This window comes from Calothrix sp. UHCC 0171 (assembly GCF_034931845.1).
GTDB lineage: Bacteria > Cyanobacteriota > Cyanobacteriia > Cyanobacteriales > Nostocaceae > Brunnivagina.
Genome location: NZ_JAYGHN010000038.1, coordinates 1 through 15,017, shown reverse-complemented (window position 1 = coordinate 15,017; position 15,017 = coordinate 1). Strand labels below are relative to the sequence as shown.

11 protein-coding genes are annotated in these 15,017 nt (G+C 40.0%); 6 read left to right on the top strand and 5 right to left on the bottom strand.

Annotation, left to right across the window (positions count from 1 at the left end; genetic code table 11):
• Positions 1-84: 84 nt before the first annotated feature.
• The 4 genes from secD (at position 85) to VB733_RS22330 (ending at position 5,345) form a co-directional block, all read left to right on the top strand.
• Positions 85-1,509, top strand: coding sequence for a protein translocase subunit SecD (gene secD / locus VB733_RS22345; RefSeq protein WP_323342285.1), 1,425 nt, complete (start codon positions 85-87; stop codon positions 1,507-1,509).
• The gene (gene secF / locus VB733_RS22340) at positions 1,506-2,483 is read left to right on the top strand and encodes a protein translocase subunit SecF (protein ID WP_323342259.1); all 978 of its coding nucleotides are present in this window, start codon (positions 1,506-1,508) and stop codon (positions 2,481-2,483) included. The genes secD and secF overlap by 4 nt, the downstream gene beginning before the upstream one ends.
• Before the next feature lie 134 nt (positions 2,484-2,617).
• Positions 2,618-2,995 (top strand): hypothetical protein, encoded by a 378-nt coding sequence (locus VB733_RS22335; RefSeq protein ID WP_323342258.1) that lies wholly within the window; start codon positions 2,618-2,620, stop codon positions 2,993-2,995.
• A gap of 157 nt (positions 2,996-3,152) precedes the next feature.
• Positions 3,153-5,345: a caspase family protein gene (locus VB733_RS22330; protein ID WP_323342257.1), complete on the top strand. Its 2,193-nt coding sequence runs from the start codon at positions 3,153-3,155 to the stop codon at positions 5,343-5,345.
• A gap of 52 nt (positions 5,346-5,397) precedes the next feature.
• Here the strand turns inward: VB733_RS22330 and VB733_RS22325 are convergent, their stop codons facing one another.
• Both VB733_RS22325 and VB733_RS22320 read right to left on the bottom strand, forming a co-directional pair.
• Entirely contained in the window at positions 5,398-5,529 is a 132-nt protein-coding gene (locus tag VB733_RS22325; protein WP_323342256.1) for a hypothetical protein, read from the bottom strand.
• 458 nt (positions 5,530-5,987) lie between these two features.
• Entirely contained in the window at positions 5,988-6,860 is an 873-nt protein-coding gene (locus tag VB733_RS22320) for an S-methyl-5'-thioadenosine phosphorylase (protein ID WP_323342255.1), read from the bottom strand.
• A 945-nt stretch (positions 6,861-7,805) separates the two neighbouring features.
• Here VB733_RS22320 and VB733_RS22315 point away from each other — a divergent pair.
• A complete protein-coding gene (locus VB733_RS22315; RefSeq protein ID WP_323342254.1) occupies positions 7,806-9,920 on the top strand; it encodes a putative bifunctional diguanylate cyclase/phosphodiesterase in 2,115 nt (704 codons plus the stop codon).
• Between the two features lie 294 nt (positions 9,921-10,214).
• Positions 10,215-13,994, top strand: a complete 3,780-nt coding sequence (locus tag VB733_RS22310) for a PAS domain S-box protein (RefSeq protein WP_323342253.1) — start codon at positions 10,215-10,217, stop codon at positions 13,992-13,994.
• A gap of 3 nt (positions 13,995-13,997) precedes the next feature.
• On the opposite strand, the gene VB733_RS22305 is transcribed toward VB733_RS22310, so the two are convergent.
• The 3 genes from VB733_RS22305 to VB733_RS22295 all read right to left on the bottom strand — a co-directional run.
• Positions 13,998-14,375 (bottom strand): response regulator, encoded by a 378-nt coding sequence (locus VB733_RS22305; protein ID WP_323342252.1) that lies wholly within the window; start codon positions 14,373-14,375, stop codon positions 13,998-14,000.
• 25 nt (positions 14,376-14,400) lie between these two features.
• Positions 14,401-14,583 carry a hypothetical protein gene (locus tag VB733_RS22300; RefSeq protein ID WP_323342251.1) on the bottom strand — a complete coding sequence of 61 codons (183 nt, stop codon included), beginning with the start codon at positions 14,581-14,583 and terminating at the stop codon, positions 14,401-14,403.
• 19 nt (positions 14,584-14,602) lie between these two features.
• Positions 14,603-15,017, bottom strand: a 415-nt coding sequence (locus VB733_RS22295; protein ID WP_323342250.1) for a response regulator, incomplete at its 5' end; no start/stop codon positions are given.

Genomic DNA, 15,017 nt, shown 5'->3' with positions numbered 1-15,017 from the left:
AAGATACCCAAATATATGTGACTGCAAAATTCATAACTCTCCAAAAGAGGGTTATTATATCGTTTGTCGCACTCCCGTTATGGTATGCAAAAGCAGCGATCGCTATTAGCTCTAATATTAGTCATGGTAATCGCCGCCATCGCGGTGATTGCTACTCCTGGATTACGTGTACCCCTTGGTTTAGATTTACAAGGTGGTTCCCAATTGACAATTCAACTCAAACCCACTAAGGATATTCCCAAAATTACCGAGCGCAATCTGGAAGATGTTTTGCAGGTTGTGGAATTACGGGTTAACGGTTTAGGGGTTGCGGAAGCCGTAATCCAAAAAGCTGGTGAGGATAAAATCCTCGTGCAACTTCCTGGTGTTAAAGACCCCGAACAAGCCGAACGGGTATTAGGTGGTACAGCACAGTTAGAATTTAAGAAGCAAAAAGCTGGTACAGAAGCCAAATTTTTTGAGTTAGTTACTCCCTATAACCTGCTCAAAGAGCAACTCAAAACAGCTCGAAAAGCTAAAGATCAAGCTGCTATTGACAAAATTCAAGCAGATATACAAAAATCTAATCAGGAAATAGGGGAATTGTTTGAAAGTACCAATCCACCTTTAATTGGTAAATTCCTTCAAGATGCTCAAGGTGCCCCCACTCAAGGTCAAAACTGGGAAGTTAATATTCGCTTCGACAAACAAGGTGGCGAACTTTTTGCCCAGTTGAGTAAGGAAGTTGCTGGAACTGGACGCACTACTGGTATTTTCCTTGATAATGCAATCATTAGCTATCCCACAGTTAGACCTGAGTACGCAGCAACAGGAATTACAGGGGGGAATGTCTCCATTTCTGGTAACTTTGACGCTCAAGAAGCCATTGATTTAGGCGTGCAGTTGCGGGGTGGTGCTTTACCTGTCCCTGTGGAGATTGTGGAAAATCGTACTGTCGGCGCAACCTTGGGTCAAGATAGTATTCAAAGCAGTATTTATGCAGGGATTGGCGGTCTGGCACTTGTGCTTATTTACATGATTGTGTATTACAGGCTACCAGGTGTTCTGGCAGATATTTCCTTAATTATTTATGCATTGTTTTCCTGGGCAGCATTTGGGTTGTTGCAAGTCACAATGACCTTACCTGGTATTGCTGGATTTGTTCTCAGTATTGGCATGGCAGTGGATGCCAATGTGTTAATTTTTGAGCGTACTAGAGAAGAACTGCGGGCTGGGAAAACCCTCTTCCGTTCGGTTGAATCTGGTTTTTACCGAGCATTTTCCAGTATCTTAGATGGCAACGTCACCACATGGGTTGCTTGTTTCTTCCTGTTTATCTTTGGTTCTGGTTTAGTTAAGGGTTTTGCTGTCACTTTGAGTATTGGTGTGGCAATTAGTATGTTTACAGCAATTACTGCCAGCCGTACCTTAATGTTTATAGCGATCGCAATTCCCGCTTTCAAAAAACCAGAATATTTTTGTCCCAACTTATCAGCGAGCAAGAGCAAAAAACCGGAGGTGGCGCAATGAAACTAGCTGTAAATAAAAAGCGCTCGCTCTGGTGGGCTATTTCTTTGGTTATTATTGCGATCGGTGTGATATCGATGGTAATTTCCACTTTGAACCCGGATATCCAGGCTCCTCTCCGCCCTGGTTTGGATTTTATTGGTGGTACTAGGTTACAGGTGGAAAGAGACTGTACAAAACCAGGAAATTGCGATCAAGCGATCGATATTAACCTTGTCCGCGATGTTGCCAAAAGTCAAGGACTGGGAGACGCTAGCATTCAACTGGTGGCAGATAGGGAAACACAACAAGATAACGGTATCTCCATCCGCTCCAAAAATTTAAATCCCGAACAACGTAATCAACTTCTGAATACATTAAGCGAAAAAATTGGCGTTTTCGACCCCAATAAAACTTCAATTGATAGTGTTGGTCCGACTCTGGGAAGAGAACTATTTACTAAGGGTCTGCTCGCCTTAGGTTTATCATTAGGTGGTATCTTAATATACTTAAGATTTCGCTTTCAATGGGATTATGCCATCTTTGCGATCGTTGCATTGTTCCACGATGTTTTAATTACAATGGGAATCTTCTCAATTCTGGGTTTAGCACCGACACGTATCGAGGCAGATAGCTTATTCGTGGTGGCACTATTAACAATTGTTGGTTTCTCTGTCAACGACACTGTAGTTATTTACGATCGCATCCGTGAAACCTTAAAAAGCAACTCTAATCGCACCATTACAGACATTGTAGACGATGCAGTTGACCAAACCCTAGGGCGATCGATTAATACTACCCTTACAACCTTACTGACGTTGTTTGCCATATTCTTATTCGGTGGGGAAACCTTAAAAAATTTCTCCCTGGCGCTAATTATTGGTTTCACAATGGGAGCTTATTCTAGTATCTTTGTTGCTAGTACGTTGCTTGCATGGTGGAGAGAACGTAGCGAACAACCAACTTTACCGGAAAATACTGAATCGGTAGCAAATTAACTGGATATGGGGATAGGACATCGGTGTATGGGGTATAAAGGATATCACCAACACATAATTAATTTCTGGAGATGTCTATTACCTAATTCCCATATCCCAATTCCCATATCCCAATTTCCATAGCTAAGTGATTTATGGAAGAATTTGAAAAAGACCAATTGTTTGTGGAACAAGTGCAAAAATTACACCGTTTAACTATTTATGGTCGCTGGATATTTGTGGCTTTATTATGGGTTCTAATTATACCAGTTTCCCTGTGGAGTTTACGCTCGGAAATTAGTTTGTGGAGACAATATTTTACTTGGGTGGCTGTGCGCTATGGGCTTTACTACCATCCATTTGCCACTATTGGTTTAGCTTTTTGTATTGGCTCAATGTTAGCGATTTTAATTTGGCAAAGTCGGAATATTATTTTTGGTTTACCAGAATCCGAAAGGCAACGTCTAGAAAAAACGGTTTGTCGCATCAGAGAACAAGGAGAAACACATCCTCTCTGGAAGTGGATTCAGTAATAGGTATTTTGAGTTTCACAGACAATTATCGCTAATATTGAGAAATATTGTTAAATTCGTAAAGACTTCCAAAACAGTGATGGTAATAGCTTTACAATCAGGATTTCAGCCCTTTAATCTGATATCTAATCCAAAAAAGGGCTAGGGGATAGACTGAATGAAACGGCGGACTTTTTTGCAGCAATTTGGTAGCATACTTGCTATTTTCAAAGCAAGTGAGATTGGGTGGCTATTGCCTGGAAGTAGCGACTATCAAGCATTGGCAGAATCGAATCCCCGGAAGTTAGCTTTGTTGATTGGTGTGAATAGTTACCTAAAAATCCCAGCTTTAACTGGTTGTTTGACAGATGTGGAATTACAAAGGGAGCTTTTGATTCATCGTTTTGGTTTTCAACCATCGGATATTTTGTGTTTGACGGATGATGCTGCGAGTCGGGATTTAATTGAGAAGGCTTTTTTTGAGCATCTTGCTAGCCAATGTAAACCTGGTGATGTGGTGTTTTTCCACTTTAGTGGTTATGGTAGTCGCATCAAGTCAGAAAATGCCTTGATTCCTGTAGATGGTTTTGCCAATGTCGAAAATAATCAAGTCGCGAATTATTTATTAGAAGATACTTTATTGTTAATGTTAAGGTCGTTGCCGACTGAAAAGGTGTTTGCGGTGGTAGATGCCAGCTACAATGCTGCGAGTACCGCGAATCTCCAAAATCGTGGGTTAGCGATTCGTACTCACCTCACGGATGCCAATATTAATATCGCCACCAGTGAGATAGATTTACAAAAAGAACTTAAAAATAAAATTGCCACTACTCCTCCTGCTTTGGTTGTATCTGCAACAGCGAATGCCAAGCAGTCTGCACAAGAAATACAAATGACAGGGTTTAGTGCAGGTATATTCACTTATGCCCTAACGCAATATTTGTGGGAAAACACCCCTACAACTACAATTAATATTGGCTTGGCAAGAATTGAAAATGCCATACGCCAGTTAGGTAGTAACCAAACACCAAATTTATTTAATGCCAAGAAAACCTCTCTGCGCTTGAATTTTAGCGATACTTTGCTAGCAAACAGTGATATTGGTGTTGAAGGTGCAGTTACAGCCATTGAAGACACAGGTAAAACAGTGCAATTGTGGTTGGGAGGAATTTCACCGCTAATTCTCGAATATTATGGTGTCAATTCGCGCTTCCGAATTATCCCTAGCGACAATTCCCACTTACAGTTCTCGAATTTGCGATCGCCAATTAATAATTCCCAAGATATAATTGCTCAAAATAGAGTTTCCCCAGAAATTGTACTGCGATCGCGTTCTGGTTTAATCGCCAAAGCCACAATCCTTGACACTTCCTTCACTCCCCAAGTCGGACAACTAATTCAAGAAGTGGTACGGGTAATACCTCGGAATATCAATTTAAATATTGCGATCGATAATAGTTTAGAACGTATTGAACGGGTTGATGCCACCAGTGGTTTTGCTACCGTGAATCGCGTTTCTAGCGTCGTTGTTGGAGAACAACCCGCAGATTACATATTTGGCAAGCTACCAGAAACTAAAACCAAAGATTTACTATCTCAGAGTCGCTACGGTTTATTTAGCCTAACTGGAGAATTTATCCCCAATACATCAGGAGAGGTGGGAGAAGCCGCAAAACTGGCAGCACAAAGGTTAAACCCTAAATTACAAACATTACTAGCAGCAAAATTGTGGCGGATTACCAACAACGAAGCATCATCACAATTGAGTGTCAAAGTGGCACTAGAGGCTACCAATAGCAACACACCGCAAATTATTATGCAGCGTGAAACTAAGCCCTACAGACAATCCCACAGCCTCAGTTCTATTTCTACAGGTACTCACCTACAATTTCGAGTCGAAAATAAAACTTCACAAATTCTCTATCTAATGCTATTCGGTGTAGATAGCAGTAAAAACCCTTTGGCATTATATTCTTGGCAAATCCATCCTCTGGAAAAAAATACTGAAACCACCACTTCAACCACTCAACCATCATTACAAAATATTATTATCGAACCAGGTGCAAATATTACCATTCCCCAAATTACTCCTAGTGTTGAATGGGTATTACAGGGAGTTAGTGAGCTTTGTGAAACTCAAGTAATCCTCAGCACCGCACCATTTACCCAAACCATCGCCGCACTAACAACTACTAAGCTAACCCCTGTCGAACAACCCCGGATTATGGCTTTAGCAAATCCAAGCGAAGTCACCCTGGCATTACTCCAAGATTTGCACAATGCAAGTACATCTAAAAAAGATATTAGCGATGTTTACATGTGGGATGTGAATAATTGGGCAAGTTTCAATTTTGTTTATCAAGTGGAGTGAGGGAGTGAGGGAGTGGGAGAGTGGGAGAGTGGGAGAGTGGGAGAGTGGGAGATTAATAAAAGAAACTTCTTTGTCTCCGCGTCTCCATGTCTCCGCGTCTCCGTGTCTCCGCGTCTCCGCATCCCGCCATCTCCGCGTCTCCGCGTCTCCGCGTCTCCGCATCCCGCCATCTCCGCGTCTCCATATCGTGTTAAGGAAATTAGTATCAAGCTAACTTTTCCAAAAGATATGCAAAACCAGAGATTACTTCACGTAAAATACCTGGGAGTTTGGAAGCCCTGCGGCTTCAGCCCAGGGAGGAAAAACGACTCGTGCAGATTTATCTGCATTCAAAAATGCTAAACTACTTGTAGCAAGTAGGAATAACCATCTACGTGATGAAACACCCTAGTAAGGTGAAATCCCTGATTTACCTCGTTCCTGAACAAGTTCAGCCCTGGGTAAACAAGCAATGGCAGGATGTTGAGCGTACCAAACTGGCATGGTGATGGACTCGGAACGCAACGAAATTTAAAAAGTAAGCGCAATTGCAGCATCTTTAAAGGTAGTTGTTTTGAGCGTCTAGGGGGATATTTGACTATCCCTTTTAAGCAAGTCTTAAAGAATCTGCCTCTCTTCAGAGGGCAGAGTGTCAAGAATGACTTAAATATATTTTTGCAAAATCGCTTCCAACTTCTGTTTTGTGGCTACAGGGACACTATCCAAGCGAGTTAATATTGCATATTTCAAAGCCGAATGAGATTCACTCTCTGGTGGATTCGCATTCAAACTTCGTACAGCTTGTTGAATCACCTTTTGAGCATTCACAGCATTACGATGTAAATTCGCAACTACCATCTCCACAGTCACATTATCATGGTCAGGATGCCAGCAATCGTAATCTGTCACCAACGCCATTGTTGCATAGGCAATTTCCGCTTCCCTCGCCAGTTTTGCTTCTTGTAAATTCGTCATGCCGATAACCGTTGCACCCCAACTACGGTACAAATTCGATTCAGCCTTTGTCGAAAATGCTGGTCCTTCCATACAAACATATGTACCACCACGATGTAAACTGACATCAGGGAGATTTAGTTCTGCGATCGCATCAGCAACTACTTGAGCTAAATTTTTACATATAGGGTCACCAAATGTAATATGTGCGACTATTCCTTCACCAAAAAAAGTTGAAATTCGGTTTCTTGTTCTGTCAATAAATTGATCTGGAACCACCATATCTAAGGGCTTGACTTCTGCTTTGAGAGAACCGACTGCACTGGCGGAGATAATATACTCAACTCCTAGCTTTTTCATCGCGTAGATATTGGCGCGAAAAGGCAACTCTGAGGGCAATAACGTGTGATTTCGACCATGACGTGCTAAAAATGCTACTCGTGCCCCATCCAAATTTCCCAGGATTAATGCATCTGAAGGCGAGCCAAATGGTGTTTCGATATGCACTTCTTCAACATCTTTGAGGCTGTCCATCTTGTATAGACCGCTACCGCCAATAATCCCAATATTAGCTTCTGTCATTGTTTTTATTTGTACATTTGCACAACGCCAAGCTATTGTAGCGGTAAATGCGTAATTAAGGATGATTTATTGCTTCACTTATACTTGTACTTGTATTATCTATAACTAGTTTTCAAAAAGTAATTTGGATTATTGAAATATATTTTTATTTAAAATAAACATATTTCATCAGTGAAAATATCAATCTGAAGGTGTTCATAAGTTTGATTGTAAATAGGACTTACGCACCTGAGAAATTCAGTGATTGTGATTGGGTTAATTAGCGACAAAGACTATTATATGGAGAATAGAATGCTCTGCCAAGAGTCTTGATGGACGTAAATAAATTCACATTTTTTTGTAATTTCTGTATAATTTTTGACAAAAATACCGATATTTATTGTTAGAATACTTGAGCACCTATTTAATAATTTTTTAATTTTTTAGCTAAGACTCAAGACACTCGACATCCGTAGTTTCTACCTATACACTGGTATAGTATTTTGTTACACTTCTGCTAGTGTTTCAAAAATATGCTTCATTCCCTTTAATATTTGCAGTCTAATACCTTGGCATCGTTTCAGTTCTGGTAGTATGTCAATAAGCTTCCCAAAAATAAATTTTTGAGTATAACTGCTTAGAGAAGACAATTACTAGTAATATTGGGATATTTTTATGGAATTAACATTTATTAGCCACCTATTCACCAATATTTATCTATGAATATCATGACGAAAAATATGACAATAAGAACAAGGATGATAGTTGATAAAGTGCATGGGCAATGTAAATCTAATTATCAAAAGATATTGTTAATCTCTTAGTTAAAGATAAGAATTTGCATATTATCGGTTCTGAATATATGGGCAATTTGATAACTAGAATAACTAAAACTATCAGATTTGCAGAATTGCTTTCAAATTAAAAATATCATAACACTAATGGTTGACGATCGCCGAGACTACCATGATACATTTAATGGTTGTTTTACTCATCTCTTTGAAAGCAAAAATAGTCGCTTTCTGTCTCTTTGTTTGGGGATTAATTAATTTTTCTAGAGCAAGACAGAAGTTGGTTTCTGAGACTACAAGCTTGAAAAGTAGACTCGATTTACAGGGTGCTAGCAGCGATGTTATCAGTGATTTTAGACCTTTAGAATCACAATCTGACTATGTTTCAATTGGATATGTAGCACCTTCATCAATATCCCATTTAGAAGATTTTAATTCTCATGTTATTGATAGCTATAGCAGAGAAAATCAAATTGTCACCACGAATTGGAAAGATTTAGACTGTCAAAGTAACGTGCAGAAACAGGAAGTACAACAAGATATTGATTCACAGTTTAGTTTAATTCAAATTGAACTAGAAAAAACACGATCGCTACAACAAGCAACTCTAGAATCAACAGCCGATGGAATTTTAGTGGTTGATACTCAAGGAAAAGTCACTGGATATAACCGTAAATTCATCCAAATGTGGGGCATTTCGGAACATGCCCTCAAAACTAGAAATGACAAGCAGACTTTAAAAATAGCACTTAACCAACTCAAATACCCTCGAGAATATTTTGCAACTATTCGTGCATTGCACGCGGAGCCGAGCAAGCAAATTCACGATGCGATCGCATTTAAAAATGGTAAGATACTGGAGCGATATTCCCAACCCCAATGGGTAGGTGGGCAAATAGTTGGTAGGGTATGGAGTTTCCGCGATATTACTGCATCTAAACTCGCAGAAGCCACAATTCGCCATCAGGCTTCACATGATTTACTCACAGATTTACCTAACCGCATCCTCTTTAAGGATAGATTAGAAGTAGCGGTGAGACAAGCTAGTGACAATAATGAAAAATTAGCTGTATGCTTCTTAGATTTAGACCGATTCAAGACTATTAATGATACATTAGGTCATGCAATTGGCGACCAATTATTACAAAATGTTGCCCAACGAATTAGTCAATGTTTGCGGGAAGGAGACACTATTGCCCGTTGGGGAGGTGATGAATTTACTATCATTTTACCGAATATTCAGGATGTGAATAATGCTGCAAACATCCAAGAAAAAATAATTGCCGCCTTTAAAGCCCCATTTCATCTTGAAAATTATTGTTTACATATTAGTGTTAGTATTGGAGTCGCCCTCTATCCTGTCGATGGAGAAGATACGGAAACATTAATTAAACATGCCGATACAGCACTGTATAGTGCAAAATCGCAAGGGAAAAATAGATATTTATTTTATAATTCGGATATAACATTACAAACAACTGAATTATTCATATTAGAAAACAGTTTGTACTCTGCCTTAGAAAAAGAAGAATTTATAATTTATTATCAACCCCAAGTTAATATTAATACTGGTAAAATTACCAAAATGGAAGCTCTGCTACGTTGGCAGCATTCACAATTAGGGCTAATTCCCCCAGCAAAATTTATTCCCCTCGCAGAAGAAACAGGGTTAATTGTGCCAATTGGGGAATGGGTGTTGCGTCATGCTTGTATGCAAACGAAGTTTTGGCAAAGATTATTAGGATTACCTTCACTGTCGATTGCAGTCAATTTGTCTGCACGTCAATTTCAACAATTAAACCTAGTCGAAATGGTACAGCAAGTGTTAGCAGAAACTGGATTATCTCCTGAGTGTTTGGAGTTAGAAGTTACTGAAAGCACAGCCATGCAAAATGTAGAATTTACCAAGGAGATTTTAACTGAATTACATCAAATGGGTGTTGCCATCTCAATTGATGATTTTGGAACTGGATATTCCTCATTAAGCTATCTCAAAAATTTCCCAATTCAGAGTTTAAAAATAGATCGTTCGTTTGTACGCGATTTGACGACAAGTACCCATGATGCCGCCATCACTACTGCGATAATTACCTTAGCACATGGATTGAACCTGACTGTTGTTGCCGAAGGGGTAGAAACCGAAGAACAGCGTAATTTACTGCGGATTCTCAACTGCGAAATGATGCAGGGATATCTTTTTAGTTGTGCCTTATCGGCTGAAGAAGCAACGAAATTATTGCAGCAATATCAGTTGCGAAGAATAAGCAGCCAAACAAGATTAGTTGCTTAAGTATTCGTACCCAAATAAATTGAACAGTAATTGAACAAGTAGTGTGGAGAGGAGTTTCCGGGGAGATGTTCTTCACGGAAAACTCCGGAGCCGGAAAGCCCAGCTTTAGGAAATAGCAAGCGAGACGCTTGCACTACTTATTTTTAGATGATTCCTAATCCCAGAATTATCCTGAAGGCAAATTGTTGTGCCAGCTTGAATCTTTCGGTATATTACGAAAGGCATAACCCAAACCTGGGTTTCGCTATCCTGAGTATCAAAAGCATTAAATCATGATATTTACAGGCAACAAGCATGACAGATGCAAATGCTTCAAATGCCAACTTCAGCAGCATGATTGGCTTGCCGCAGCTAGAGCAAGTTATCGAATATTCCCCTTTGCTCGTGACACCGAATACGTTAGTTAGCAAAGTCATTGATTTGATGGCTCAAGTCAATGGGAATGAATGTCAAAACCCTGCATCACATCCGTCTGCTAAACCACATGGCGATTATATTTTGGTGGGCGAGTTTGGGAATTTATTAGGCATTATTACAGAGAAAGATGTAGTTAGACTCAGCTCCCAACAACTAAATTTAGCGACACTTACGGTTGCGGAAGTAATGACACGAGAAATTATTTCCCTGACTCCATCTCATAGACAAAATGTCTTGACTGCAATGATACTCATGCGACAGCAGCGAATTCGGCATTTACCAATTTTAGGCGATCGCCAGGAATTATTGGGAGTTGTTACAGAAAGTAGTATTTTCCAGGTTTTGCCACCAGCAAATATCTTGAAAATGCGTCTGGTTGGTGATGTCATGAATACCCAGGTAATTTATGCTTTCCCAACGACATCAATCTTAGATGTAACTCGATTAATGGCTGACAATCTCACAAGTTGTGTAGTCATTGTTAGAGAGAAAGTCGCGAATGGCGAATCTCTCATCCCCATTGGCATAATTACAGAAGCAGATATTGTGCAATTTCAAGCTTTAGGCTGGAATCTTGCCCAAATTACCGCCGCAAGTGTGATTAATAAACCTCTATTTTGTCTAAATCCAGTAGATTCCCTATGGTTTGCCCATCAGCAAATGCAGGTGAGAAAGCTAGGGCAATCAGTAATAGTTGGCAATCAAGGAGAATTTTTGGGAATTCTGACTCAGAGTAGCTTCTGGCAATTATTTGACACCGTAGAAATGGTAAACATGATTGCCGAGCTACAGCAAAACATCGCCAATCAAAACACAGAACTCAGCCAACTGTATCAAAAATTACAACAAGAAAAAAGCGATCGCCAAAAACTAGCAGCGAAATTACAAGAGAAAAGCGAAGAATTAGAAGAACTAGCTGCCACCAATGCACATCTGCAAGAGGAAATCCACGAACACAAACGAACAGAAGCTAGCCTCCGCCAAAGTGAGGCACGTTTCCGGGCACTTACCGAAACTTCGCCTGATATTATCACTCTCTGCGATCCCCAAGCGAATGTTTTCTACCAAAGTCCATCTGTAGAGAGAACTTTGGGATATTTACCAGCAGAATTTTTGGGGCAACAACCTTTAACGTCTGTGCATCCAGACGACTTAGCCAACATCCAAGCAATTATGGCAGATATGCTGGCGAATCCAGGTATTCCCCTAGTTCTGGAATATCGACTGCGACACAAAAATGGTTTCTGGGTATGGCTGGAGTGTGTAGCAACTAACTGTTTGAATGATGATGATATTGGGGCTTTCGTGTTTCTCAGTCGGGATATCACTCAACGCAAACGTACAGAAGCCGCCCTGCGAGATAGTGAGGAACGCTACCGTTCTGTAATTAAAGCTATACGAGAGGGAATTGTAGTTCATAATGCAGAAGGTCGGATTATTACCTGTAATGCCAGTGCTGAAAGAATTTTGGGGCTAACAAAAGAGCAAATCATGGGGCGAACTTCTCACGATTCGCGCTGGCGGACAATCCATGAAGATGGTTCTCCCTTTGCCAATGAAAGTCACCCCGCAATAGTGACATTGCGTACAGGTACACCCTGTTTAAATGTGGTGATGGGAGTTTATAAGCCGAATGGGGAATTAAGCTGGATTTTAATTAATTCTCAGCCTTTGTTTCAACCCGGAGAAAGTAATCCCTATGCTGTGGTTGTTTCATTTTCGGATATTAGTAGACGAAAAGAGGCGGAAGTTGCACTCAAAAAAAGTGAATTGTCATATCGCACTTTAGCGGAAAATCTACCGGCGATTGTTTATCGAAAATTTCCAAATGCGAATAACTCGATGGTGTTTTTTAACAACATGGTAGAGACCATGTTTGGTTACAAAAATGATGATTTATGTGTTGGCGAAATCTGTTCAATAAATTCTCTAATCATACCTGAAGATAGGGAAAAAATTGCCACTACTGTCCAAGATGCCATCAAGAACAATCAGCCATTTCAAATCGAATATCGTTTGTATGATCAAGATGGAAAAATTCACTATTGCTGGGAACAGGGTAGACCAATTGAAAATGCTGATGGTGAATTATTACATATCGATGGCGTGATTTTTGATATTACGAAAAGTAAGCAGTCAGAAGCAAAAATTTATGAGCAAGCAGCATTATTAAATATTGCTACAGATGCTATTTGTGTTTGTGATTTAGACAACCGTATTTTATTTTGGAACCAAGGTGCAGAAAATTTATATGGTTTTTCTGTGGATGAAATACTTGGTAAAAATGCCAACCAGCTTTTGCACAAAGATAGTAACTTGTTAGCAATGGCAATTCAAACAACAGTTGCATCTGGTTATTGGCAGGGTGAATTTACGAATTTGCGAAAAGACGGGAAAGAAGTCATTGTTGCGAGTAGTTGGACGTTAATGCGTGATGAGACCGGAAATCCCAAATCGATTCTCACTGTCAATACTAATATTACTGAGAAAAAACAACTGGAACAACAATTTTATCGTGCCCAACGTTTAGAAAGTCTTGGCACTTTGGCTGGTGGGATTGCTCATGATTTAAACAATATACTTACACCAATTTTAGCAGTTTCGCAACTGTTGCCTTTAAAGTTGACAAATCTCGACGATCGCATGGTTGAATTGCTAAAAATGCAGGAAACAAATGCCAAGCGTGCCGCAGATTTAGTCAAACAAATTCTTTCTTTTGCCCGTGGTGCGGAAGGTAAACGAATCGCGATTCAAATTAAGTATTTGCTGACGGAAATTGAAAGTATTGCCAGAGGCACATTTCCCAAGTCAATTACTATTGAGACCCAATTACCTGATGATTTAGGAATCGTCATTGCGGATGCCACTCAGTTACATCAAATCTTTATGAATTTAGTTGTTAATGCCCGTGATGCTATCCTCAATGAGGGCAAAATTACCATTGCGGCGGAAAACTTTTATGTTGATGATTACTATGCCAAAATGAATATTGAGGCAAAAGTTGGTGACTACATTGTCGTGACAATTGCGGATACGGGAGTGGGGATTGCACCGGAAATTATTGATCGCATTTTTGAACCATTTTTTACCACCAAAGAGGTGGGGAAAGGTACTGGTTTAGGATTATCAACTACGATTGGAATTGTTAAAAATCACGGTGGATTTGTGAATGTATCCAGTCAATTAGGCAAAGGTAGCCGATTTCAAGTTTACTTACCAGCTAGTAACAGTTACATTAGCCCAACATTAGAACAGTGGAAATTGCCAGTAGGAAAAGGTGAATTAATTCTCGTGGCAGATGATGAAACTGTCATTGCGGAGACCACAAAATCTACTTTGGAAAACTATAATTATAGAGTATTAAAAGCCAGTGACGGAATTGATGCGATCGCCACTTATGTTCAAAATAAAAATGAAATTAATCTTGTCCTCATTGATATGATGATGCCGCTTATGGATGGGGAAAATACGATTCGGACTTTGCAAAAACTCAACCCCCAAGTTCAAATTATTGCAATGAGTGGATTAGGTTCGCCTCAGATGGTGGAAAAAGCCGCACGCAATGGAGTCATACAATTTTTGTTAAAGCCTTTTACAGCACAGGAATTATTAACTTCTTTGCATCGTGTTTTGAGTGGTGGCACCTCAAATTCTTAGAATTTATGATCTCCACCCCAATACTGTTGCAACTTGATGCGCCAACTCTGTAGGATTGAACGGTTTGGCGATCGCATCTTTGATTCCCAGTTCTGTATAGCGCTTTCTATCGCTAGATTGGATTTTTGCTGTTAAAAATATTACTGGTATATTCTGAGTAATGGGATTTGCCTGAAGTTTCTCAAAGGTAGTGATACCATCCATATCTGGCATCATTACATCCAAAAGAATTGCATCTGGTTGTTCGTTAGTTGCCTTATTTATACCTTCTCTCCCGGAACTAGCGGTTAATACTTCCCAATTCGCAACGGTTTCCAAGCAAATTTTGGTAACTTCTTGGATATATTCTTCGTTGTCAACAACTAAAATTCGTTTTGTCATATCAAGTCCAGCTAATCAGTTATTATTAATTGATTAATTTTTCTCCCATCTTCCCATCTCCGCGTCTCCCCATCTCCCCATCTCCGTGTCTCCATGTCTCCCCATCTCCGCGTCTCCCCATCTCCGTGTCTCCCCATCTCCGTGTCTCCGTGTCTCCCCATCTCCCCATCTCCCCATCCCTCCATCTCCGCCTCGGTTTTATCGTCATTATTCAAGCGAACCTGATATCATTCCTGATTCCCCGACTGGCGATTTTGGGTAATGCGTGTGATTAACTCCATTACTTTTTGCTCAAATTCTTGGGTAGTAGTCCGTCCTTTGGTGAGAAACTCGGTATGTCCTAATTTCAGTTTAGTGCGTTCAGTGTCGTTTAAATCGCAGGCAGAATAAACCAATAATGGAATATTACAGAGACGATTGTGTTGCTGTAACCACTCCACAACGTCGAAACCAGTACATTCAGGCAAAATTAAGTCGAGAATCATTAAATCGGGGTTAATTTCCTGGCTTTGACGAATCGCTTCTTTGCCAGTTTTGGCTATCACAGTTTCAATTCCCCGACTTTCGAGTAGTGTTGCTAACATTTGAGCGAGATTATCATCATCTTCGACAACTAGAACCCGAAGTTTTTTGCCATTATCG